Below are 24,497 nucleotides of genomic sequence, written 5' to 3' on the forward strand. Positions count from 1 at the left end.
CTCTGCTCTCTGCTCTCTGCTCTCTGCTCTCTGCTCTCTGCTCTCTGCTCTCTGCTCTCTGCTCTCTGCTCTCTGCTTTCTGCTATCTGCTTTGTGCTCTCAGCACCAGGCTCATCTTGCTGCGTCTTCCTGTTTTAGTGCCAGAACCGGCAGCGACAAGGCTTTCCTGTGCGGCCATCCTCTATAAAAATCAATCGACAGCCTGCACTCAAAGTGCAAAGAACCGCGTCAGCGCACAGGGTGCAGATAATTCTGTCGTCAGGGCCACTAAAACCCTTCCCGTCGACTAGTATTCTTGATTATAATCGCCGGTGCTTTTTAGTTAGCAACCTAATAATCAGGCCCCTATACATTGAATCTACAAGATCTCACTTTCTCACGATTGCTTCACCTGACCGCGCAGGCCTGGCGCCAGGCGATCGACCGTCGCATGAAAGAGGACGGACTCACGACCAGCAGCTGGATGGCGATAGCCACGCTGGCGGCGCAGAGTTCGCCTGTCAGTCAGAAAGAGCTGGCCGTGGCGCTGGGGCTGGAAGAGGCCACGCTGGTACCTTTAATCGATCGCCTGGTCAGGCAGCAGCTTATTGAGCGGACGCAAATAGCGGAAGATCGCCGTAAGCGGCTGGTGCATATTACTGAGAAAGGCAGAGAGCTGCACCAGCGGCTCGCCGTAGAGATGGATAAGCTACGCAACGAAATGTTAACGACGGTAAGCCGGGACGAACTCATTGTTGCGCAGAGGGTCTTACAAAAAATTCTGCAAGCGACCGGGACGAAATAGTATGCGCAGTAACCGTCCCGATCCTTTCGCGCCGCGCGAATGGGCACCGGGCGAAAAGCCCATGTTGCCCGGTTCACCTTCGACGCCGCTGCATCCGACCCATAAACGTATCGCTTTTGGCATCATTGGGCTGCTTATCTCTATTACCGGTGCGTTAAGTAATGCGCTGGTCACGGCGAACTTAAGCAATCTTCAGGGAGTATTTGGCGCATACAGCAATGAAATTGCCTGGCTGCCTGCGGTCTATGTGATGGGCAATATCTCTATCAACCTGCTGTTGGTTAAATTCCGTCAGCAGTTTGGCCTGCGTGCTTTTACCGAAGCCTTTCTGGTGCTCTATGCACTGGTTTCCTTTTTCCATCTGCTGGTTAACGATCTCAGCTCCGCTATAATCGTGCGCGCTGCACACGGTATGGTTGGCGCGGCGCTAAGCTCGCTGGGCATCTATTATCAGACCCAGGCCTGGCCTGCGAAGCACCGGTTAAAGGCTTTGACTATCGGTTTGGGCGCTTCGCAGCTGGCTATCCCGCTGGCGCGGCTTTTTTCCAGCGAGCTGTTACAGCTGGACGAGTGGCGCGGTCTCTATCTGTTTGAGCTGGGGCTGGCGATGATTTGCCTGGGCGCGGTGCTTATTCTGAAGCTGCCGCCGGGCGACCGAATAAAGGTATTCGAAAAGAAGGATTTTCTGACCTTTATGCTGATGGCACCGGGTATGGCGCTGTTTTGCGGCGTGCTTTCCCTTGGCAGGATTGAGTGGTGGACCAGTACGCCATGGTTAGGCATCTGTCTGGCGCTGGGGCTGGTACTGGTGATTGCCGCCGTGGTACTGGAGCATAACCGCAGTAATCCGCTTATCAATACGCGCTGGTTGCGAACGGGGTCGATTTTCCGTCTGGGGATCGTCATGATTATGCTGCGCGTCACGCTGGCCGAACAGAATACCGGGGCTATCGGTTATCTACAGCAGATCGGTTTGCTAAACGATCAGATGCAGGGGCTGGCGCTGGCCATTCTGCTTGGGGTCATCGCCGGGATTACCGTCAGTGCGCTGACCATCAACGTCAAACACCTTAGCTGGCCGATAGTGATATCGCTGCTGTTAATCATGGTGGCGTCGTTAATGGATGCGCACTCCAGCCCCGTCACCCGCGGCAATAATATGTATATCAGCCAGTTTCTGCTGGGCTTCAGCAGCACCTTTTTTATCGCGCCAGCGCTGCTGCTGAATATTGGCAGCGTGGTAACGCAGCCGAAAAATCTGGTCAGCCTGGTGGTGTTGTTTGGTATGAGCCAGAACCTGGGCGGCTTGATCGGCTCTGCGCTGCTGGGCACCTTCCAGACCTGGCGGGAAAAATATCACTCCAGCCTGTTGGGCGATCAGCTCTCTTATCTCGACAGCAACGTTACTGACCGGCTGGCGCAATATTCCAGCCTGTATAGCAGCTATATCGGCGATCCTGCGCTGCTCAGCGCGCAAAGCACGACGCAGCTGCAGTCGGTCGCTACTCTGCAGGCCAACGTGCTGGCTTATAACGATACCTATCTTCTTACCGCCGCGATGGCTTTTGTAACGTTAATCTGGGTGCTGTGGCGTTTATCGCGTCTGCGCTATCTCAACTGGCAGCAGGCGAAGCGCGAAGCGGAAGCGGAACGGCGAATGCAGCAACAACAAGTACGGGGAACCAATGAGTCAGCAGGAACAGAGCCAGCTCGCTGAGCGTGAACGCAACAATAAATTACGGATTTTATCGATAGCGATGGGGGCGGGCATTGCGATTGTCGGCGTACTGGTCATCCTTTATGCCTGGCAACTGCCGCCCTTTACCAGTCAGATTGAATCTACGGAAAATGCCTATGTACGTGGTCAGGTGACCTTTATCAGTCCGCAGGTCAGCGGCTATGTCACCGCCGTAAACGTGCTGGATTACCAGCCGGTGCACAAAGGCGAAGTTATGATGACCATTGACGACCGCATTTATCGTCAGCGCGTCCATCAGGCACAGGCGCAACTGGCGATGAAGAAAGCGGCGCTGGACAATAACGTCCAGCAACGGCGCAGCGCGCAGGCGGTCATAGAGCGTAATCAGGCCGCACTGAGCAATGCTAAAGCGCAGGCGGTGAAAAGCGGGCTGGATTTAAAACGCGTCGACAATCTGGTGGCGGATGGTTCGCTGTCAATTCGCGAACGCGATGCTTCCCGCGCCAGCAACAGCCAGACGATGGCGGAAGTGGAGCAGGCGAAAGCGACGCTGGAGGTTTCCCGCCAGGATTTACGTACCGTCATTATCAATCACGCCTCGCTGGAAGCGGATGTGGCTAACGCCCAGGCCGCGCTGGAGCTGGCGCAGATCGACCTTGGAAATACCCGGATTATCGCGCCGCGCGACGGCCAGCTTGGACAGATTTCGGTCAGGCAGGGCGCTTATGTTGCGGCCGGTACCCGTCTGACGTCGCTGGTCCCGCAGCAGATGTGGGTCGTTGCCAATATGAAAGAGACGCAGATGGCGCACGTCAGGCCAGGATTGCCGGTTACTTTCACCGTTGACGCGCTGGCGGGCGAGAAATTTCAGGGCGAGGTGGAGTATATTTCTCCTGCGGCTGGCTCGGAGTTCAGCGCTATCTCTCCCGACAATGCGACCGGCAACTTTGTCAAAATAGCCCAGCGCATCCCGGTGCGTATTAAGATTACCGGGGATAACGCGGCCCGTCTGCGGCCCGGCATGTCGGTTGAAGTCAATATTGATACTTCCGCCGCCGTGCAGGAGGCGAAATAATGCGTCAGACTTTGCCGCTGCTGGCTCTGGTGCTGGCAGCAACGCTTGGCGGCTGCGCCACTAAAGTTGAAAAGGCGCCCGGTTCACTGCCCGTGCCCACGCAGTGGCGTAACCAGGCGGGGCCTTCCTCGCCTGTTGAGGCAGGGTGGTGGCGTGCCTTTGACGACCAGGCTCTGAATACGCTGGTCGATCGGGCCTTAAAAAATAACCTTGATATTCTAACCGCTCGCTCCCGTATCGATCAGTATCGTGCAGAATTACGTGCGGCCGAAGGCGACAGTTATCCGACGCTGGATGCCGGCGTCTCCGCCACGCATGCCAGAGCGCTTTCGTCGGTCACCGGCCAGCCTTATGAATACGCGGTGTTTCAGGGATTATTGCAGGCCAACTATGAGGTGGATCTCTGGGGAGCGCGCAGCAGCAATATTGCGGCAGCCCGATCTTCGCTGGCGGCAATCCAGGCTGCCTCTTCCGCCGCCGAGCTTACCGTTGCCAGTTCTGTCGCCTCGGGCTATATGACGTTGCTGGCGCTGGACGAACAGCTACGGGTTACCCGGGCTACGCTCGCGACACGAGAAAATTCCCTGCGGCTGGCCCAGCGGCAGTTTGAAACCGGCTACACCTCAAAGCTGGAGTGGGTACAGTCCCGGTCGGAATACCAGACGGCTAAAGCGCAAATTCCGGTGTTACAGCATCAGATTGCCCAGCAGGAAAACGCGCTCAGTATCCTGGTCGGTATGAACCCCAGAGAAATTGCGCGGCGCAGCCGTTTTACGCAGGTCATGCCGCAGCAGTTACCTGCGCTACTGCCTTCAGAGCTGCTGCAGCGCCGCCCGGATATTGCCCAGGCACAGCGGTTGCTGCTGGCTGCGGACGCCACGCTGGCTTCATCAAAAGCGCGTCTGCTTCCCTCATTAAATCTGACGGCGAGCGGTACGCTGCAAAGCTCCGTGCTGCACGAGCTAACGGAAAATCCTTTCCGGCTCTGGAGCATCGGCGGCAGCGTGCTGGCACCGATTCTTAACAGGGAGGCGCTCACTGCTCAGGTTGATGTTTCAATGGCGGCCCGCAATCAGGCGTTGTTTAACTATGAAAAGGTAGTACGCAATGCCTTTAGCGAAGTGAATAACGACCTGGACGCGATAGCGCGCTACAAAGAACAGCTTGGGGAGCTGCAACAGCAGGAGCAGGTGGTCAGCGAAGCGCTGCGCATAGCACATAATCGCTATCAGAATGGCTACGCTTCTTATCTGGATGAGCTGGATGCACAGCGCACCTTGTTCAGCACGCAGTTAAATCTGGTTCAGGTGAAAAACAATTTACTGCAGGCGCAGATAGATCTTTATCGTGCGCTGGGCGGCGGCTGGCATGCTGAAGCCAGCGACAAAACGGGATAATCTCGTCACACATATCATTGCGGTCAGGCCGATGATAGACCAATGGCGTAGACCTGCTTTTACGCATGGACGCGTGAAACAAACCACCCTGTACGGCCAGGAAGGCTACCGTACGCATGCTAAAGTGTTCTGAACCGCAGATAACCCTCATCTTATCCTTATCATAATTAATCCCTATAGTGAAGGGGCAGCGCGCCAGCCCCTTGTTATTGCAGCAAAACTGCATTTTCCTTGCATTGTGTTTACATTAATATAACAAAAGTAAGATAAGCTTTAATAACTTATTGATGTTCACAGCTAAGATGAACAAGAGCGTTATTTTAGCGCCAGCAATAGCTACGAGATCTTTAATCCGGACCCGCTTTCTACGCAACTCAATGGTGAATAATGTGCTGATTAAGAAAAAGAAGGTCAGGTCCCATACGGAAGATCGCTACCTGGCTCTGGTACTGGCGACCACGGCAGGCGTACTGAACGCGATGGCGCTGGGCGCTTTTGGTTTTTTCCCTTCACATATGACGGGGAACACTTCGCAAATCTCCTCAGAGGTGTTTAGCGCGGATTTTCACGATTTAATCTTTCTGGCCGTGTTGATTATCGCCTTTGTGATTGGCTCGGTAAGTGCACGCTTTATGGTGTTGGCCGGCCTGAAAAAAAAGCTCAGAACGATTTACTGTCTGATTATTCTGGCGGAAGGCATCGCATTAACGTTTATATCATTGTTTGAGCTAAACTTTTTCTCGCCCGGCAACAATCGGGAAGTTTCGGTGCTGCTTGGCTTTTTAATGGGAATTCATAATTCGACCTCGACCCAGCTTTCCAATGGGCGCGTCAGAGCCACGCATATTACCGGGACGCTCACCGATGCGGGCATTGCTCTGGGTTCCTTTATCTCTTCTTTTATCAGCCATGTCTCCTATGCCGACCGACGTTTCCAGCAAAAGCAGCTGTATACGCATTTAACGACCGTTTTCTCTTTTCTGAGCGGGTGTATCGCAGGCCTGCTCTTGTTCAAAGCTTTCGGCTTTGTGGCGATGTTTGGACTGGGTGTTTTCCTGGCGGTCGTAGCGCTCTGGGGCGCGCTTACCGCCTTATTGCGAGCCAGAAGACGTCTGTACAGTTTTAAAAAAATCGGAATATATTAGCCCGCATAGCCAGTCCGGATAAGTGCCGGACTGGCGCAACCCTGCCCGCCACGCGCTCCCGGACTTGCAGTCTCTGCCCGCACGCTGATAATCTTCACGCTGTTTATTACTTTGTTAATAAGCCGATCTACTTTATGGCATGCTGACGTAAGGAAAGATGAGAATGGAAACTCGTGAAGATCGATTACTGGCATTGACCGGGCTGCTGGGCGCAAGCCTGATTGCCGTCGTGGTTATTTTTATTCTGACCTGGCTTACCGATGTACGCCGCGTGCCTGAACCTGTTGCATCCTCGTCACAGGATTGTCCGGTTCAGATTGTTACCCGGCAAGATTCCTCATCTTAATATGCTGACTGCGGATTTCCAGCGCATAAGGCTCGCAGATAGTCCGGTTGCCATTAGCGTCCGGTAAACCGAACAGGCCACCCGGCGAACGGCGGTCGTCGGCCCATGAAGGGTAATCGACGGCGGGATAAATCGAAAGACCTTCAACCGCGACGCCGCCATCATGTGCCAGATTAACCTGCTCGACCACGCTTCTCAGCCAGGGCGCGCGCTGGTCGCCTTCCGCGCCCGTTTCGGCTATCAGCAGCGGCCGCTGGTAACGCTGCCAGATCTCCCGCAGCAGGCTGGCAAGCGGGCGGTATTCCCCCTGTTCAGGCGTTAATAGATCGCCGCTGAGATACCATTGATTATCGGGATAATAGTTGACGCCAACCACGTCCAGCAGCGTGCCGTCGCCGCCCAGCTCCGGATGCAGTCGTCCGCTAAGCATATCCCAGGCCTCATATTGCGCCTCGTGCTGGTGCCGGGCTTCTTCCTGCGCGGCCGCCGAACTTTCTTTAGTCACGATATTCACCAGCGGATCGGTCAGCACGAAACGCGCGCCCGGCAGTTCTTCGCGAATAGCGCGCATGGCGGCAATGGAAGCTCTTACCAGCTGCTGTTTTAACGCCCGTCCGCGGCCCGTCACGCCAGGGTTAAACAGCGCAACTTCAGCACCCGCCCATGCCCAAAACGAGATTTGGTTAACGGGAGTAAAAAACGGCGTCTGATAGCCTTCATCGCGCATCAGGCGGGCCATAGCGCGGGCGAAGGCGGCAAAGCTGTCAACAAACTGCGGCTGCCAGATATCGAGATGATCGGGCCAGCCAAAATGCGCCAGCTCCCAGATTATCTCCAGCCCGTTGTTTTCTGCGGCATGCAGCATGGGCAAAAAGGTTGACCAGTCATAGTTACCGGGCGTTTTTTCTATCAGATACCAGCGTGCGCTGTCGCGGGCGGTAAGCAGTTGATGTGCGGCCAGCAGCGCGTAATCTTTTTCGAGCAGCAGATCGTGGCCGCTATTTATCACCAGATCCACGCGTTTGCCTTCGCCACGGCAGGCGGTGGAACAGGCAAAGCTTCCCTGAAAAAAACTTTTGAACAGCGGCGGAGTGCGTCCTTCCGACGACGCTGTAGGCGTAACTCTCATAACGTTTCCTCAGGGTTACTTTTACGATATGCGCTAAGTTTAGACCACCAGGCAAACTATGATTATTTGGCCAGCCGACCCGCTATCAGAACTGTCGCATGACAATTGGTCACAACAGCGACAATAATAGAAGGCAGACTGCATCCGCCGTCAGATAAAAAGAAGGAATAACCGTGGTTGAAGCTTTTACGCCAGAAGAACCGTTTGCGTCCACGTCGCTGACGCGTGCCGTTTCTCCCCTGGCGGAAACACATCCTGGATACAGTGGCATTTATCCGTTGGAAGAAGGGCTGGATGCGTTTGCCGCTCGCTATCAGTTAATAGCGATGGCGGAACAGACGCTCGATATTCAATATTATATCTGGCAGAACGACATGTCGGGCCGGCTGTTGTTCAGTGCGATACTGGATGCAGCCGAGCGCGGCGTCAGGGTGCGCCTGCTGCTGGATGACAACAATACGATGGGGCTGGACAGCACGCTGAGCGAGCTCTGTCGTCACGATAATATCCAGATCCGTCTGTTTAATCCCTTCTCGTTTCGTACGCTGCGCGCGCTGGGTTACCTGACGGATTTCGCCAGGCTAAACCGGCGTATGCACAACAAAAGTTTTACCGTGGATGGCGAGGTCACTATCGTCGGCGGCCGAAACGTTGGCGATGAATATTTTGGTGCAGGTGACGAACCGCTTTTTTCCGATCTGGACGTGCTGGCCGTTGGCCCGGTAGTGGAAGAGGTCACGGATGATTTCCTGCGTTACTGGCACAGCGGAGCCGTCGAACCGTTCAGTAAAGTCGTGGATGTGGAAAACGAAGCGGAAAGCGCGGCGGCCTCGCTGCCGGAGGAGTGGCGCAACGATCCGCAGGTTGAACGCTATCTGCAACGGGTCGAGGCTTCCAGCTTCGCCACGCAGCTGGCGGCCGGAAAGCTGCCGCTGACGTGGGCCAAAACCCGGCTGTTAAGCGACGACCCGCGCAAAGGACTGGGACGCGCCAGGGAGGCTTCCCTGCTGCCGCAGCGTATGCTGGAGGTCATCGGCAAGCCACAGCAGCAGTTTGATATTATTTCCGCCTATTTTGTGCCCACCCGCGCTGGTGTGGCGCAGCTGCTGGGGCTGGTCAGGAAAGGGGTAAAAATCGCGATCCTCACTAACTCGCTGGCGGCGAATGATGTTTCGGTGGTGCATGCTGGCTATGCCAAGTGGCGTAAAAAGCTGCTGCGGCACGGCGTAACGCTTTACGAGCTTAAGCCTAACAACGGCACGCGCGACGCGCCGCACGATCGCGGCCTGACGGGGAATTCTGGCTCCAGCCTGCATGCTAAAACCTTTAGCGTCGATAACGAGAAAGTCTTTATCGGCTCGTTTAATTTTGACCCGCGCTCGGCAATGTTGAATACGGAAATGGGCTTTGTAGTGGAAAGCGAACAGCTGGCGACCAGCATTCACCAGCGTTTTATCAGGCAGATACGCGATCGCGCCTGGACGCTGAAGCTGGACAAGTGGGGAAGAGTAAACTGGATAGAATATCCGGGAGAAGAGCGAGAGATCGTGCATCGCCGCGAGCCGCGCACCCGGTTTATGCAGCGTTTACTGGTTCGGCTGGTCTGGCGGCTGCCTATCGAGTGGCTGCTGTAGCCGCTTCCTTTAAGTTAAGCTTATGGCCCGGCATCACCGGGCCATAAGCTTTATTTCGTTTGCGGTTTACCGGAAAACAGAAAGCGCAGAAACGGAACGCGAAGATGCAGTTCATAAAGCATAAAAGCGATGCCGAACACGAACAGCAGACCGACAAAAAAGCCCAGCGTATTATTACCGATATGCGGCACGAGGAAGATGCCGTAAAGAATGGTCAGCGGATGGTGAACCAGGTAAATAAACAGCGAAGCGTTAACCAGATAGGTGACGCGTGGCGAGTGCGAATTCAGCAGGCGATGACCCAGCGAAAACACCACGTTGACCATCCATAGCCCCATCATCATGGAAACCACCGCATCAATCTCATACAGCCAGCCTTCACCTTTGCTCCAGGTCTGGTTAGCCACATAGGCGACAAAAGCCAGCGCGGAGCCGATAAAGGTCCAGGGTACGGGTTTGATCAGCAGTGCCTTAATTTGCGGGTATTTCCACGCCATCGCGCCCAGCATAAAGAAGGGCAGGAAAAACAGCGTCTGCATCACGGCATAGTTAAACAGGCCATTGCTTAACAGGTCCGGTGCAAAAATAAACAGCAGGCGACGAACCGCGCCCCAAACGACGCTGCAAAGCAGAATAGCCAGGCTAAGCCGCGTCCAGTTAAGCTCAGAATAGTCTGTTTGTTTGCCATCGCGCAGCCGCTTAAATAGCCAGACGCCAAGCACGGTCAGCGCCACCAGCACCAGTAAAAACCAGAGGTGTGATATCAAATCCCAGCTGAGCGCATTAAACTTTTGGTAAAAACTCAGCTGGCTCCAGTCGCCAATTTTAGTGGTCCAGGCTTTCAGCATAAAGAACTGCGGAACGGTCAGCAGCGGTATCGCCGCCAGCATAGGAATGCCAACGCGTTCCAGACGAACTTTCAGCCAGCGCTTTTGCTCATAGCGTAAAAAAAGCATATAGGAAAAATAGCCGGAAATAACAAAGAAAACCTGCATACGGAACGCGTGAATAAAATCATTCAGTAAAGTCAGCCAGTCGGAAGAATGCAGACTATTTACTGACCAACTCTGGCTGGAATAAATCAGGGAGACGTGAAAAGGTACGCCTAAAAGCATCAGATACGCTCTGATTGAATCAAAAAAATATTCTCGCTGTCCGGATTTTTTAATCATATTCATCCCATATTCAACGTTTTACAGCGTTTGCTCACCCTGAGCCACGCTAAAGCTTACCGCTTACTCTAGTTGAGAAAAGGCAGGTATACTATCAGGGGAATCCGTATCCGCTAAGCAGTTGAGAACAGGGCGCTAAAAGCAACAAACACGAGGAACAAAGATGTTGTTGAGCTGTCGGAAATGTGAATTATCCATTAAGATGGATGGGATTGTTTTAGGCACACGAAAGGGGGAGATGTGCTGATTAAAATGAAGAATAAGCCAAAACTGATGAATTTGCGTCTGCTTGGCGCAACGGTTTTGCTGTCAATGTACGCCAGTTCAGTCTGGGCGTTTGGCATTGATGACGTAGCAAAACAGGCGAAAGATTTGGCCGGGAAAGGGTATGAAGCGCCCAAAAGCAATTTACCTTCCCAACTGCGCGACATGAAGTATGCTGACTATCAGCAGATCCAGTTCAATCGCGATAAAGCCTGGTGGAGCAAGCTGAAAACCCCGTTCAAGCTGGAGTTCTACCATCAGGGTATGTACTTTGACACGCCGGTTAAAATTAATGAAGTGACGGCTTCAACCGTGCATGAGATTAAATATTCGCCGGACTTTTTTAATTTCGGTAACGTTAAGCACGATCCTGAAACCGTTAAAAACCTCGGCTTTGCCGGTTTTAAGGTTCTTTATCCGCTTAACAGCAAAAACAAAAAAGACGATGAGATTACCAGCTTCCTGGGTGCCAGCTATTTCCGCGTTATCGGGGCAGGTCAGGTATATGGTCTCTCATCCCGCGGGCTGGCGATTGATACCGCGCTGCCTTCCGGCGAAGAATTCCCTCGCTTTAAAGAGTTTTGGGTCGAGCGTCCAAAACCTGCCGACAAGCATCTGGTGATTTATGCGCTGCTTGATTCACCACGCGCAACCGGTGCTTATCGCTTCCTGATCACGCCAGGCAAAGAGTCTACGGTTGACGTAGAGTCAAAAGTTTACCTGCGCGATAAGGTGGGCAAACTGGGCATCGCGCCGCTGACCAGCATGTTCCTGTTTGGCGCTAACCAGCCTTCGCCACAGACTAACTATCGTCCATCGCTGCATGATTCCGACGGCCTGTCGATCCATGCCGGTAACGGCGAGTGGATCTGGCGTCCGCTGAACAATCCAAAACATCTGGCGGTCAGTACCTTTACCGTTGAGAGTCCAAAAGGCTTTGGCCTGCTGCAGCGCGGTCGCGACTTCTCGCAGTACCAGGATCTCGATGACCGTTACGATCTGCGCCCAAGCGGCTGGATTGAGCCTCAGGGCGACTGGGGTAAAGGCCGCGTAGAGCTGGTGGAAATTCCTACCGCTGACGAAACCAACGACAACATCGTTGCGTTCTGGACGCCGCAAACTCTGCCGGAACCAGGCAAAGAGATGAGCTTTAAGTATCGTCTGCACTTCACCCGCGACGAGAACCAGCTGCATTCGCCGGATATGGCTTTTGTGAAGGATACGCTGCGTTCAACGGGCGACGTGAAGCAGTCTAACCTGGTACGCCAGCCTGACGGCACCGTCGCTTTTATCGTCGACTTCGCCGGTCAGGATATGAGCAAGCTCCCGGCCGATACGCCGGTTGCGCCACAGGTCAGCATTGGAAACAACGGCGAGCTGGTAGAAAACAGCGTGCGCTACAATCCAGTGACCAAAGGCTGGCGTCTGGTGATCCGCTTACGCGTTAAGGACACCAAACAGCCAACAGAGATGCGTGCTGCGCTGGTTAACGGCGACAAAACGCTGACAGAAACCTGGAGCTATCAGTTGCCTGCCAATGAATAAATCTACTCAAGCTGATTACATTGATGCGCTGCCTCTTTCCGCCCAGCGGAAGGAGGCGCTGCTTGGCTCGTCTGCTGAAGGGCTGAGCCAGCTTCATCAAACCCTGAGCGAGGCACCCGTGCCGGATCGCGTCGACGACGCGCCGCTGGCGTCGGTCAAATCGCGCATTGAAATGACGTGGCCGGACTCCGTGGGCAAAGGCGAACAGTTTGGTGAAGATGCGCTGCATCGCACCACGCTGAAAGCGATGCCGCGCCACACTCGCTCTTCAATGTACCCGGAAGCATGGCGAACCAACCCGGTTTCGCGCGCGTGGGATTCCCTGCGTGGTCATAAATCCAAACCGCGTTATGCCAATGCCGAAGAGCAGCGGGCGGAGGAGAAGTGGCGTCACGTTGGCTCGATTCGCCGCTACATCCTGCTGCTGCTAACCATTGCGCAGACGGTGATTGCTACCTGGTATATGAAAACCATTCTGCCTTACCAGGGCTGGGCGCTGATCGATCCCATGGAGATGATCAACCAGAACTGGCAGCAGTCGGTGCTGCAAATCCTGCCTTACGTGCTGCAAACGGGGATTCTGTTCCTGTTCGCCGTTCTCTTCTGTTGGGTTTCGGCGGGCTTCTGGACGGCGCTGATGGGTTTTCTGCAGTTGCTGATCGGTAAAGACAAATACAGTATTTCCTATAACAGCAACGACAACGATCCGATCAACCCGGAACATCGTACCGCGCTGATTATGCCGATCTGTAACGAAGACGTGGAACGCGTTTTTGCCGGCCTGCGCGCCACCTGGGAGTCCGTGGTCAGAACGGGCGAGCAGCAGCACTTTGACGTCTATATCCTGAGCGACAGCTACAACCCGGATATCGCCATGGCCGAGCAAAAGGCCTGGATGGAGCTGGTGCGTGACGTCGGCGGGGAAGGGCGCATTTTCTATCGTCGTCGCCGTCGTCGCGTGAAGCGTAAAAGCGGTAACATCGATGATTTCTGCCGTCGCTGGGGCAGCCAGTACAGCTACATGGTCGTGCTGGATGCGGACAGCGTAATGAGCGGCGAATGTCTGACCGGCCTGGTGCGTATGATGGAGGCTAACCCGAACGCCGGGATTATCCAGTCTTCGCCAAAAGCTTCCGGTATGGATACGCTCTATGCACGTTGCCAGCAGTTTGCCACCCGTGTTTACGGCCCGCTGTTTACGGCCGGCCTGCACTTCTGGCAGCTGGGCGAATCACACTACTGGGGCCATAACGCCATCATTCGCGTTAAGCCTTTTATTGAGCACTGCGCCCTTGCGCCGTTGCCTGGTGAAGGCTCTTTCGCCGGTTCTATTTTGTCGCATGACTTTGTGGAAGCCGCGCTGATGCGCCGTGCAGGCTGGGGCGTGTGGATTGCTTACGATCTGCCGGGTTCCTATGAGGAGCTGCCGCCAAACCTGCTGGACGAACTGAAACGCGACCGCCGCTGGTGTCACGGCAACCTGATGAACTTCCGCCTGTTCCTGGTAAAAGGCATGCACCCTGTGCACCGTGCCGTGTTCCTGACTGGCGTAATGTCCTATCTGTCGGCCCCGCTATGGTTTATGTTCCTGGCGCTTTCGACGGCGCTCCAGGTGGTGCATACGCTAATGGAACCGCAGTACTTCCTGCAGCCAAGGCAGCTCTTCCCGGTCTGGCCGCAGTGGCGTCCGGAGCTGGCGATAGCGCTGTTTTCGACCACGATGGTGCTGTTGTTCCTGCCAAAACTGCTCAGTATCATTCTGATCTGGTTTAAAGGAGCGAAGCCTTACGGCGGCGTACTGCGCGTAACCGTTTCACTGTTCCTGGAAGTGCTGTTCTCCGTGCTGCTGGCACCGGTGCGCATGCTGTTCCACACGGTGTTTGTGGTCAGCGCGTTCCTGGGCTGGGAAGTGGTGTGGAATTCACCGCAGCGTGATGATGACGCGACGCCGTGGAGCGAGGCCTTTAAGCGTCACGGCTCGCAAATGGCGCTGGGCATTGTCTGGGCGGCAGGCATGGGCTGGCTCGACCTGAACTTCCTGTGGTGGCTGGCACCTATCGTCTTCTCTCTGATCCTGTCGCCTTTTGTCTCGGTCTTTTCAAGCCGCTCGACAACGGGTATGGCATCAAAACGCGCGAAGCTGTTCCTGATCCCGGAAGAGTTTGAGCCGCCAAGAGAGCTGATTGATACCGATCGCTATAACGAACTGAATCGTGAACGCGCGCTGAAAGATGGCTTTATGCACGCGCTGTTCCATCCGTCGTTTAACGCTCTGGCCAGCGCTATGGCAACCTCGCGCCATCTGCAAAGTGAAATCCTGGAATTCGCCCGTGACCGCCGCGTCGAGCAGGCGTTAAGCGAATCTCCGGCGAAGCTGGACCGCGACCGTCGCCTTGCGCTAATCAGCGATCCGGTTACGCTTTCGCGCATGCACTATCGCCTGTGGCAGAATGCCGACAAGTACCATGACTGGTTTGACTATTATAAGTCGCTGAAGATGAACCCGCTGGCTATCCAGCCAACGAAAATCTAAGGTTACGACCAATAAAAAACCGGGAACGAAAGTTCCCGGTTTTTTTTACCTGAAGCGGCAGCTATTTCTTCGCTTCAACACCCGGTGCAGCAGAACGGGTCAGGAACTGTTCGGTTACGTCCGGCAAATGGTTCAGCGCCCAGTCGGCCATTGCCACTTCCTGTTCGCGAATTTCGGTAAACACTCTTGCGCCTTCGGTATCGCCTATCAGTTCAGCGGCCGCAATCAGCGCCGTGTAGTTGGCGATTTCAAAATTCTCAAAGGCATAGCTGCTAATCGCGCCTTTAACTACTTCGTCATCCGCCAGCATGCCGCCCATCGCCTGGCCAAAAGCCGTTAGCTTGCCAACCGTATCTTTTAATACGGAATGCGATGTGTCATAGCGATCGATAACCGACTGTACCATTGCCTGCTGCTGGCGAGTTTCATCAATATGCTGTTCAATACGGGCTTTCAGATCCGGATAGTGTTCCAGGCGCGCAGCCTGTTTTTCCAGCATGCTTTCCGCCTGCTTTTCCATTGCATGCGCGTCTTTTACCCAGGCCAGATAGTTCTCTTCATGCGTCATGGTGTACCTCGTAAGTTTGTAGTCCGGCTTCTCTGAGTGGCCAGTAGAAAATTATTGTTGTTCTGCGATAACGGTCAGCTTGTCGTCGGTAGCTTTCTCTTCTTCAAGCGTTTCTCCCAGCAGACGGGCGGCTTCTTTGTAGCCCAGCTTTAAGGCCAGCGCGCGCAGCGTACCGTAGGTGGCAATTTCGTAATGTTCGACTTTCTGCGCCGCGCCAATCAAACCAGCATCGCGCACCGGGCCTGCCTCAACGGAGTCGATAATCTCCTGGGCTTCTTCCACCAGACCTTCCAGCGCGTGGCACTTCATACGCTTAATGCGTACGCCATCGGTACTTTCCACCAGCTGATCCAGGCGCTCTATCTGGCCGTGCGTCTCTTCAAGGTGCTGTTTAAAAGCGGCTACCAGCTTCTCATCAGTAGCGGCACGGGCCATTTTCGGTAGGGCGCGGGTGATTTGCTTTTCTGCGCTATAAACGTCTGATAAATCATGAATGAATAAGTCTTCCAGCGTCTTGATGGTCATAGTTCACTCCGTTTTATAAGCGGGAAAAAAATCATTTTTATCAACGAGTCGTCGTACAACAGCATTAAGGTTAGTCTGAACTCACCGTTTGTGACGGCTAAAATCCAGAAATTTCCAATTCAAGGATTATTCCGAGAACGACGTCACAGGCAGAGGAATTATCTTTATAATAATTGATTAACTTTACAATGTGGCGCAGCGGTCAAAAGCATCAACATAAAATGAGATGCTGTGTTCACCGCTAATGGGATACTTTCAGGAAAAGGGAACCGCGATGAATAGTGGAAAGCGTCCGCCGTTACAGGCAACGGCGGACGGCGTTAAGGTCAAAGCGTGGCCTGAGTACTTGCCATTCCCGGCACCAGAATAATCTTGCGGCAGTCTTCCTGGCGCTTTTCAAAAATTTCGTAGGCGCGCTTTGCATCTTCCAGCGGCATGTGGTGGGTAACAATCTCTTCGGGCTTGAGGTGACCTTGCTCAATCAGCTTCAGCAGGTCAGGCAGGAAAGCGTGGACGTGGGTTTGCCCCATTTTAAACGTCAGGCCTTTATCAAAGGCGTCGCCAAACATAAAGGCGTGAATAAAGCCTGCATAAACGCCCGGCACGCTGACCACGCCGCCACGGCGTACGGCGGCAATACACTGGCGAAGCGCTTTGCCGCTACTGCCTTCCAGCTTCAGGTTGCTCAGCACGGTTTCCGTCAGGCTACCTTTGGCTTCGAATCCGATGGCGTCAATGACCGCATCCACGCCGCGATGGCCTTTGGTGTTTTCTATAATCCAGGCTGCCGGGTCATCGTTCTCATCGAAATTAATGGGGATCACCCCGTAACGTTCGCGAGCAAATTCCAGCCGGTAGGGATGATGATCGATCATAAAGATCTGTTCGGCGCCCGCCAGCCTGGCGCAGGCCGCGCTCAGGAGACCAACCGGGCCAGCACCAAAAATCGCCACGCTGGAACCCTGTTTCAGACCGGCATTCTGCACCGCTTGCCAGGCCGTGGGCAAAATATCGGATAAGAACAGCACCTTTTCATCGGAAAGCGTATCCGGCACTTTAAACGGGCCGGTGTTGGCTTTAGGTACGCGAACATATTCCGCCTGTCCGCCCGGGATGCCGCCGTAGAGATTGCTATAGCCAAACAGCGCGGCAGGTGGCGTAATGCCTTTACGATTGAGAATAGCGCCACGGCCGCTGTTGGTGGTTTCGCAGGCCGCATACTGATGAAGCTGACAGAAGAAACAGTCGCCGCAGGCGATAACAAAAGGGATCACGACCCGGTCGCCCCTGGCGACTTTTGTCACGGCATTGCCCGTTTCCACCACTTCGCCCATAAACTCATGGCCAAAAATATCGCCATGGTTTGTCCCCGGAATTTTGCCGCGATACAGATGCAGATCGGAACCACAAATAGCCGTAGCCGTTACGCGCAGAATAATATCGTCAGGCGCTTCAATGGTAGGGTCGGGCATGTTGTCGACGCTGACCCGGTGCGGGCCATGGTAGGTGAGGGCTTTCATATTCTGGCTCCAGTTCGTAAATGAGCAAAAGGGGAAACCTCTTGCGATAACGGGAAGTTGCCCACAAAGCATAGAACAGGAACAGCATTGTATGGACAGCGAGTAAAAGTCACGGCCCGAAAAGAAGGGGACAGATGAGATAGCGGCAATAAGGCAGGAGCGGGCCAGTACGGCGGGGTTTTACAGATTTTTTGCGTTCAATACGCTTATTAAGCCGATCTATTGCTGTACAATGGCGCGTTTTTTATTCAAGACTAAGAAGATGATCACGTTGATTCGTACTTTACTGCTGGGACTTTCCCTGCTGTTGCTGACCGGCTGCGGCAGTATCATCAGCCGGACCATGCCCGGACAGGGGCATGGTAACCAGTATTACCCGGGCGTACAGTGGGACGTTCGCGACACGCCCTGGCGCTTTCTGACGATTATCGACCTGCCGCTGTCGCTGGTGGTCGATACGCTGCTGCTGCCGGTGGACGCGCACCACGGCCCTTACGATTAAGCCTTACTCCCAGCGATCCGCACGTTCGGAGTCGCTGTTATCGTCTTCCCATTCGTCCGCAGCGGCTTTACCTTCTTCGGTATCGCCCGGCGGCTCCAGCTGAAACTCGCCTTCATCCCATTCGTGCAGCGTGTTTTCCGGCAGCCACTCCTGACGCAGCTCGATTTCGTCAAAGTCGCCGTCGAAAATCGCCTGTGCCGCTTCACCGCTGCGCAGAGCCAGGATTTCGCCTTCGTCTACGTCATCGGCTAAAAATTCCGCCTGCCACATAATATCGCCATCCTGCATCACATACTTTTGCAGGTTAAACTGGCTGACTGACGCTTCGTCCTCTTCCATTTCCGGGTTGGCGGCCAGGAACTCTTCGCGTGCGGCGTCAATAGCCTCTTCCAGCGTTGCATACATGCTCATCGGGTTTCTCCATAACAAAAAACAAAAGTTGCAGGTTTTTATGAAGGATAGTCGAAGATTGGCTGGGGTAAACCCGAATGGGAAAAAAAACTAATGATAATTTATGATTAACTATCAGTATGTTAGTTAGATTAGCATCGGTAATGTGGCAAAGAATACCCTGGCTGCTGACGGGTTTTACACAAGGCGACTGGCTTCGCGCCAGTCGTTATCCTCTCTCATCGTTAATTACGGCGTTTCTGCAAAGAAGAATGGATAAAATCTAACGCGTTAATCCTGCGAAAGGTATATTTTAACGCCAGGCCGCCAAAGGCTATAATATAAAGGCCTACATAAAATAAAATTTTCTGGTTTTTAATGATTTTGTCGATAGCCATAGATTCTTTTTTATCCTGAAATGCCTGACAGATGCCGTTAACCGATCCCAGAGTGATACCGGAGCGCCTTGAATAATCGCCCTTGTTATAGCTTGTGTCTGCACAGTTATCAGCGGTAATGGCGGCCTCATTAAACAGGGGTTTTGCTCTTTGATGATTAATAATAAACCAGGGATCCTGCTTGCTAAGTTTGACAATTGCGTTTGGGGTTAGTCCGCACAGGGATACAAACAGACCAGACAGAACCAGGAAAAAGAAAGTTAACAGCAATAAAAAAGTCATACTCCTGGCAGGTTTACTAACGTTAAGCTTAGCAATACTAAACCAGCCCTTTATACCAGAAATCTTCCGAATATCATGGCCATTTTCCTTGACCCACTCGGTAAATTTCTCCAGCTCGGCAACATTAGCGGCGTTTAAATTATAGACGGAATTGAATTTATCGACATCGTGTCTCTCTTTATGAAACGTATCCAGTTTTTTGTTGTAAAAATCTTTCTGACCAACAAATATTGACCAGAGCTTGTCCGTCATACTGTAGCTTGAACCCGTTTTTTTATAAAAATAGAGCCAGATGGTAATAATAATTAGCAGGGCCAGAAGTAACTTGAAAAAGGAGTCATATTTTTCGATAAACTGGACAAAGTCTTCCATAGAGTAAGTGTTGTTTATTGTTCAGATTGAATGTGAATATTCTCACCGGCCCTGCTGGTAAGCAAGGTATTCAAAATACTTCACAGGTATTTAGCGAATTATTTTTTTGGCTTGAGCCTTAACGAAATTTTTCTCTCTTCTAAAGAAAAATGGCGGTGGGATTAAAAAAACATATTGCGGGGACAGGAATTATCACGGGCAAGTTTTATGGGGGCCAGACAGGATGCCGGGCAAAAAATTGCCTTGCCTTTACATGCTGACCACAAAACTGGCAATAAAAAACCCGGCCGGAGCCGGGTTTACTGAAGCGACAGAACTTACTGCAGCAGAGACAGAACGCCCTGTGGAACCTGGTTGGCTTTTGACAGCACGGAGGTACCAGCCTGCTGAAGGATCTGCGCCTTCGACATGTTTGAAACTTCTGTTGCGTAATCAGCATCCTGGATACGTGACTGTGACGCAGTCAGGTTGGTCACAGAAGTGTTCAGGTTGTTGATGGTAGATTCGAAACGGTTCTGAATCGCACCCAGGCCGCTACGTGCGGTGTCAACGTCCTTGATGCGCGCATCCAGGTCTGACAGGTCGCCGCCGGTTACGTCGAAGGTTGCGCCCAGGCCAGAAGTCTGGAAGCCAGCGCCGGACAGGTCGATGCTGATAACGTTAGCGTCGGTAGAGTCGTTCGCGCCAACCTGAATGTTTACGCTGCCGGTAGAGTTGAAGATTGCCGTGCCGTTAAAGGTGCTTGCTGCGCCGATACGGTTGATTTCAGACAGGCGTGCGTCAACTTCTTTCTGGATTGAGTCGATGTCGTCGGCGCTGTTGGTGCCGTTTTTCGCCTGCACGGTCAGTTCACGAATACGCTGTAAGTTGGTGTTGACCTCGTCCAGTGAACCTTCAGCGGTCTGGGTCAGAGAGATACCGTCGTTGGCGTTACGTGATGCCTGAGTCAGACCTTTGATCTGTGAGCTCATGCGGTTAGCAATCGCTTCGCCCGCGGCGTCGTCTTTAGCGCTGTTGATACGCAGGCCGGAAGACAGGCGTTCGATAGCGGTGCTCAGAGAAGCCTGTGATTTGTTCAGGTTGTTCTGAGTGGTCAGTGACATAATGTTAGTATTGATAACGGACATGATCGTTTCCTTAAAATTTTACCAGGGTTCGGATACGGCGCCAGGATGCCCGTCACCGTCTGTATTATTTATCGTCACACACTGAAAAAACTTTAAACAGAATCGACATAAATCCTGTACAACTGGCCTGGCCAGCACTCTTATCTGATAAATCAAAAGCTTAATTATTTTTTACCGTTAACGGGTGACCTGCAACGGCTAAATGCATTTACATATTTAAATGTTTAAATATAATGGGCGTTTTCAATTAGCAGGATAATGCGCTCTATGAACACTAAAACTCTCTTCACGCCTTTGCAGATGGGCAATCTGACGTTGCGTAACCGCATTGCGCTGCCGCCGCTGACGCGCTGCCGTAGCGAACAACCAGGCAACATTCCCGGCGAAATGATGGTGGACTATTACCGTCAGCGCGCCAGCGCCGGTTTTATGATCACCGAAGGAACACAGATTGAACCGCGAGGGCAAGGCTATGCCTGGACACCGGGCATCCACAGTGCAGAGCAGATTGCCGGCTGGAAAAAGGTAACGGAAGCTGTTCATCAGGAAGGTGGCACACTATTTTGCCAGCTCTGGCACGTTGGCCGCGTCTCGCACAGTGCACTCCAGCCGGGTAAACAGCCACCGGTCGCCCCTTCCGCTATTGCGGCAGAAGGCGTACGCGTATTTATTGAAACCGCTCCGGGCGAAGGCATGCTTACCGCGCCGGAGATGCCGCGCGAGCTGACAACCGCAGAAGTAAAAGAAATTGTAGAACTGTACCGTAAGGCTGCGGAGAACGCGCAGGAAGCCGGATTTGATGGCGTAGAGCTGCACGCTGCCAATGGCTATTTGATCAACCAGTTTATTTCGCAGCACAGTAATTTTCGCACCGATGAATATGGTGGCTCGCTGGCAAACAGGCTGCGTTTTTTACAGGAAATCATCGCGGCGGTCAGCTCGGTGTTTGGCAGCCAGCGCGTAGGCGTAAGATTCGCGCCGCTATTTACCAGCACCAGTGAAGAGCGAGTTTATCTGGGCCTGGTAGAAAACGATCCGCAGACCACCTATATCACGGCGGCAAAAATGCTGGACTCGCTTAACGTTGGCTATCTGTCGATTGCAGAAGCTGACTGGGATAACAGCCCCGATCTGCCGGAAAGCTTCCGCAACGCACTGCGTGACACGTTTCATGGGCCAATTATGTATTCCGGCCGCTACACGCAACAAAAAGCTGAACACATCCTGCAGCAGGGCTGGGGCGATCTGTTCGGCTTTGGCAGGACTTTTATTGCTAATCCGGATTTACCGCTGCGTTTAGGCAATGGCTATCCGCTGAACGCTGTGGATGCAGCATCGCTGTATGGCGGCACCCGTAAAGGATATACTGACTATCCGTTTTATCGTTCCTGATGGTTGTGAGGCTGGATGACCCCTGAAAATGCCATGAAGTTGCTGGCAAACCCAACGCGTATGGCCGTGCTGAGCTGGCTTAAAAACCCGCAGGAGGCTTTTTCCGGTTACAGCCAGCTATACGATTTTGGGCTATATGGCGTATGCGCCAGCCTTATTCAGGATAAGGCGGGCTTATCACAGCCCGCCACCTCGCTGTGCCTGAAAGTGTTGCAGGAAGCGGGGCTTCTTGAGGCGAACAAGGTCGGTAAATGGACTTACTATCGCCGCTGTGAACCTCGTATTAGCGAGATCGCCGGAATGATGACTCAGTTTCTTAACGAGCTGTAACCTGTTATTCGGCCTGAGCAGTCCGGTAACGTAACGTGTACCAAGAGTAGACCGCGTTAAAAAGTACCACGCCAGCCGTAACCATAAACACCGCGCGAAAACCCCAGTGGGCAGAGACTACCGCACCCATTAGCGGGCCGGTTACGTTACCGATATCGCGGAAAGACTGGTTATAGCTAAAAATGCGACCGGCCACGCCGTTGCTGACGTTATAGATCAACAGCGTTTGCACCGCAGGCAGCAGCGCGCCGTCAGCCGCGCCCAGCAAAAAACGCAGAATGCCCAGCTGAAGAGGGTTCTGTACCAGCGACATGGGGATCAGCAGCAGCACGGAAACGATCAGCATAGCGATCAGTATACGATCCGGGCCGATCCTGTCACCTAACTTGCCCAGCCGTGGCGCGCTGATCAACGCCGCCACCCCCGGAACTGAAGCGATCAGCCCGCTGACGAAGGCCAGATTTTGAATATCGCCAGCCAGATCCCGCACGTACAGCGTCAAAATGGGTGCGATAGAGCCTGTCGCAACCTGAATAATCAGCGTGGTGACAAACAGTGACAGCACCAGCTTTGGCTTCTTAATGGAAGTAAAAACCTCGCGGGCGTGCAGCATATCTTTTTTCTGCACCGGTACAAACTCTTCGCGGATGGCGAACAGCGTCATCAGGAAACAGATAAACAGCACGGTGGCGGTAATATAAAAGACGGGGCGCAGGCCGAAGCTGTCTGCCAGCAGGCCGCCAATCAGCGGCCCGATCAGCGCGCCGCTCACCGCCCCGGTCGACAGCCATCCCAGCGCCCAGCCGCTTCTTTTGCGCGGTACCTGCGTGGCAATCAGCGCATTCGCATTGGGGACAAATCCGCCCAGCAGGCCCAGCAGCGCACGCAGCACCAGAAACTGCCAGATAGAGGTCGCCATGCCCATCAAAACCATGATGATTGCCATCCCCAGCGCCGAACGCAGCAGCATGATTTTGCGGCCTTTGCGATCGGCCAGGCCTCCCCAGAACGGCGAAGCGATAGCGGAAAACAGAAAGGTAATGCTGAACACCAGACCGGACCACAGGTTCAGCGCCTCCGGGTCGGTCACGCCAAGCTCTTCTACATAGAGCGGCAGGAAAGGCATCACCAGGCTAAAGGCTACGCCGGTCAGGAAACAGCCGCACCACGCGATAAACAGATTTTTTTGCCAGTTGATGGCCGAAGGAAAGTCAGTAGTAGCCATAAGCGCCTGTGTATTTTATTAGCAAGCTAAGTATGCGCTCAAAAATACGGCGTTAATAGCGGAAACCTGAGAAAAAGCGGGCGATTAAGCGGGCGTTGAGGAAGCCGCTCACCGCCCGGATCGGTCAATACAGGGAAGGTTCACCCGCCGGGCGGGTTTTAAAGCGGCGATGCAGCCACATATATTGTTCTGGTGCCATCAGCACGCCATGCTCGACGACTTTGTTCATGCGCGCGGCGGTGGCGGCTTCATCGTCCAGCGGCATCGCATCTTCCGCAGGCAGGATAACCATCTCGTAGCCTTTGCCGTGTGGCAAACGGCGCGGCACAAAAGGAATAACCGCAGGCTGACCGCTGCGGATCAGCAAATAGCTGCCTTTGGTCGAGGCGGCTTTTTCCACGCCAAAGAAAGGCACAAAGACGCTGCTTTTTGGGCCATAGTCGTGATCGGGCGCGTACCAGATGATATCGCCGTTTTTCAGCGCGCGGATCATGCCTTTCAGATCCTTGCGGTCCAGCATGCTTTTATTTGAGCGCATTCTTCCCCACGTTTGCAGCCAGTCGAGCAGCGCATTGTCGTTAGGGCGATACACGCCAATACCGGGGTTATGAATACCGAAAATTCGCGCGCCCAGTTCCAGGGTCAAAAAGTGCATGCCGATCAGCAGCACACCTTTGCCTTCCTGATGGGCCTTATCAATATGTTCCAGACCGCTTACCTGAAACCATTTGCTGATACGCCAGTCTGGCCAGAACCAGGCCATGCCGGTTTCAATCAGGCCCATACCGACTGATTCAAAATTACGCACCACCATCGCTTCCCGTTCCGCTTCCGGCATTTCCGGAAAGCAGAGTTCCAGATTACGGCGGGCAACCTCTACGCGGCGGGTGATAAAACGCATGGCAAGGCGTCCCAGGCCGCAGCCAAGACGATAGAGCAGGGGGTAGGGCAGCAGCACCAACAGGTAGAGCAAGCCTATACCCAACCAGGTAAACCAATAACGGGGATGCAACAAAGCGCGCGTAAACTGAGGCAGCTGAGTCATGAGTGTCCAGATCGTAAAAAGGGCATTATTATGCTGCCCGGAATTTATTGTTTATGACCTATTGTGCCATTTTTTGACGGTAAACTGAATTAATGCGT

Annotated in this window: 22 protein-coding genes; 12 read left to right on the forward strand and 10 right to left on the reverse strand. The window is 53.5% G+C overall.

The window, feature by feature from the left end:
• Positions 1-352: 352 nt before the first annotated feature.
• From KUE00_RS05760 to KUE00_RS05785, 6 genes are all read left to right on the forward strand, one after another.
• Complete coding sequence (locus KUE00_RS05760; protein WP_246758686.1) at positions 353-784, forward strand: MarR family winged helix-turn-helix transcriptional regulator; 432 nt, start codon at positions 353-355, stop codon at positions 782-784.
• Between the two features lies 1 nt (position 785).
• Positions 786-2,501, forward strand: a complete 1,716-nt coding sequence (locus tag KUE00_RS05765) for an MFS transporter (RefSeq protein ID WP_246758687.1) — start codon at positions 786-788, stop codon at positions 2,499-2,501.
• On the forward strand, positions 2,470-3,558 hold the full coding sequence (locus tag KUE00_RS05770) for an HlyD family secretion protein (protein WP_246758688.1): 1,089 nt from the start codon (positions 2,470-2,472) through the stop codon (positions 3,556-3,558). Before KUE00_RS05765 ends, KUE00_RS05770 begins: the two co-directional genes overlap by 32 nt.
• Complete coding sequence (locus KUE00_RS05775) at positions 3,558-4,955, forward strand: efflux transporter outer membrane subunit (protein ID WP_246758689.1); 1,398 nt, start codon at positions 3,558-3,560, stop codon at positions 4,953-4,955. Before KUE00_RS05770 ends, KUE00_RS05775 begins: the two co-directional genes overlap by 1 nt.
• Before the next feature lie 389 nt (positions 4,956-5,344).
• Positions 5,345-6,100, forward strand: coding sequence for a YoaK family protein (locus KUE00_RS05780; RefSeq protein ID WP_246758690.1), 756 nt, complete (start codon positions 5,345-5,347; stop codon positions 6,098-6,100).
• 163 nt (positions 6,101-6,263) lie between these two features.
• Entirely contained in the window at positions 6,264-6,446 is a 183-nt protein-coding gene (locus KUE00_RS05785; protein ID WP_246758691.1) for a hypothetical protein, read from the forward strand.
• Here the strand turns inward: KUE00_RS05785 and KUE00_RS05790 are convergent.
• Entirely contained in the window at positions 6,421-7,575 is a 1,155-nt protein-coding gene (locus tag KUE00_RS05790; protein WP_246758693.1) for a glycoside hydrolase family 1 protein, read from the reverse strand. The two genes, KUE00_RS05785 and KUE00_RS05790, sit on opposite strands and share 26 nt — an antisense overlap.
• A gap of 173 nt (positions 7,576-7,748) precedes the next feature.
• Here KUE00_RS05790 and KUE00_RS05795 point away from each other — a divergent pair, with 173 nt between their 5' ends.
• Complete coding sequence (locus KUE00_RS05795) at positions 7,749-9,209, forward strand: phospholipase D family protein (RefSeq protein WP_425523565.1); 1,461 nt, start codon at positions 7,749-7,751, stop codon at positions 9,207-9,209.
• Between the two features lie 50 nt (positions 9,210-9,259).
• On the opposite strand, the gene mdoC is transcribed toward KUE00_RS05795, so the two are convergent.
• Positions 9,260-10,381: a glucans biosynthesis protein MdoC gene (gene mdoC / locus KUE00_RS05800; RefSeq protein ID WP_246758696.1), complete on the reverse strand. Its 1,122-nt coding sequence runs from the start codon at positions 10,379-10,381 to the stop codon at positions 9,260-9,262.
• 270 nt (positions 10,382-10,651) lie between these two features.
• On the opposite strand from mdoC, the gene KUE00_RS05805 reads away from it, so the two are divergent.
• Both KUE00_RS05805 and mdoH read left to right on the forward strand, forming a co-directional pair.
• A complete protein-coding gene (locus KUE00_RS05805; protein WP_246759281.1) occupies positions 10,652-12,190 on the forward strand; it encodes a glucan biosynthesis protein G in 1,539 nt (512 codons plus the stop codon).
• A complete protein-coding gene (mdoH, locus tag KUE00_RS05810; protein ID WP_246758697.1) occupies positions 12,183-14,723 on the forward strand; it encodes a glucans biosynthesis glucosyltransferase MdoH in 2,541 nt (846 codons plus the stop codon). Before KUE00_RS05805 ends, mdoH begins: the two co-directional genes overlap by 8 nt.
• Before the next feature lie 61 nt (positions 14,724-14,784).
• Here mdoH and KUE00_RS05815 read toward each other — a convergent pair whose 3' ends face one another.
• The 3 genes from KUE00_RS05815 to KUE00_RS05825 form a co-directional block, all read right to left on the reverse strand.
• Positions 14,785-15,291, reverse strand: a complete 507-nt coding sequence (locus KUE00_RS05815) for a ferritin-like domain-containing protein (RefSeq protein ID WP_246758699.1) — start codon at positions 15,289-15,291, stop codon at positions 14,785-14,787.
• A gap of 51 nt (positions 15,292-15,342) precedes the next feature.
• On the reverse strand, positions 15,343-15,816 hold the full coding sequence (locus tag KUE00_RS05820; protein ID WP_246758702.1) for a YciE/YciF ferroxidase family protein: 474 nt from the start codon (positions 15,814-15,816) through the stop codon (positions 15,343-15,345).
• 326 nt (positions 15,817-16,142) lie between these two features.
• Positions 16,143-17,336, reverse strand: a complete 1,194-nt coding sequence (locus KUE00_RS05825; protein WP_246758703.1) for a zinc-dependent alcohol dehydrogenase — start codon at positions 17,334-17,336, stop codon at positions 16,143-16,145.
• A gap of 262 nt (positions 17,337-17,598) precedes the next feature.
• On the opposite strand from KUE00_RS05825, the gene KUE00_RS05830 reads away from it, so the two are divergent.
• Positions 17,599-17,838 (forward strand): YceK/YidQ family lipoprotein, encoded by a 240-nt coding sequence (locus KUE00_RS05830; RefSeq protein WP_246758704.1) that lies wholly within the window; start codon positions 17,599-17,601, stop codon positions 17,836-17,838.
• A gap of 3 nt (positions 17,839-17,841) precedes the next feature.
• On the opposite strand, the gene KUE00_RS05835 is transcribed toward KUE00_RS05830, so the two are convergent.
• From KUE00_RS05835 to KUE00_RS05845, 3 genes are all read right to left on the reverse strand, one after another.
• Positions 17,842-18,249, reverse strand: coding sequence for a MysB family protein (locus tag KUE00_RS05835; RefSeq protein ID WP_246758705.1), 408 nt, complete (start codon positions 18,247-18,249; stop codon positions 17,842-17,844).
• 224 nt (positions 18,250-18,473) lie between these two features.
• Positions 18,474-19,280, reverse strand: a complete 807-nt coding sequence (locus KUE00_RS05840; protein WP_246758706.1) for a DUF6216 family protein — start codon at positions 19,278-19,280, stop codon at positions 18,474-18,476.
• Between the two features lie 317 nt (positions 19,281-19,597).
• Positions 19,598-20,407 (reverse strand): flagellin N-terminal helical domain-containing protein, encoded by an 810-nt coding sequence (locus KUE00_RS05845; RefSeq protein WP_281434518.1) that lies wholly within the window; start codon positions 20,405-20,407, stop codon positions 19,598-19,600.
• 267 nt (positions 20,408-20,674) lie between these two features.
• Between KUE00_RS05845 and KUE00_RS05850 the strand changes: the two genes are divergently transcribed.
• Positions 20,675-21,799, forward strand: coding sequence for an alkene reductase (locus KUE00_RS05850; RefSeq protein ID WP_246758708.1), 1,125 nt, complete (start codon positions 20,675-20,677; stop codon positions 21,797-21,799).
• A 15-nt stretch (positions 21,800-21,814) separates the two neighbouring features.
• Entirely contained in the window at positions 21,815-22,129 is a 315-nt protein-coding gene (locus KUE00_RS05855; protein ID WP_246758710.1) for an ArsR/SmtB family transcription factor, read from the forward strand.
• Positions 22,130-22,133: 4 nt separating this feature from the next.
• Here the strand turns inward: KUE00_RS05855 and mdtG are convergent, their stop codons facing one another.
• Together mdtG and KUE00_RS05865 are read right to left on the reverse strand one after the other, a co-directional pair.
• Entirely contained in the window at positions 22,134-23,354 is a 1,221-nt protein-coding gene (gene mdtG / locus KUE00_RS05860; RefSeq protein WP_246758711.1) for a multidrug efflux MFS transporter MdtG, read from the reverse strand.
• A 124-nt stretch (positions 23,355-23,478) separates the two neighbouring features.
• Positions 23,479-24,399, reverse strand: coding sequence for a Kdo(2)-lipid IV(A) acyltransferase (locus tag KUE00_RS05865; protein ID WP_246758712.1), 921 nt, complete (start codon positions 24,397-24,399; stop codon positions 23,479-23,481).
• Positions 24,400-24,497: the final 98 nt, after the last annotated feature.

The sequence above is a fragment of the Erwinia phyllosphaerae genome, assembly GCF_019132875.1.
In the GTDB taxonomy this organism is placed as follows: domain Bacteria; phylum Pseudomonadota; class Gammaproteobacteria; order Enterobacterales; family Enterobacteriaceae; genus Erwinia; species Erwinia phyllosphaerae.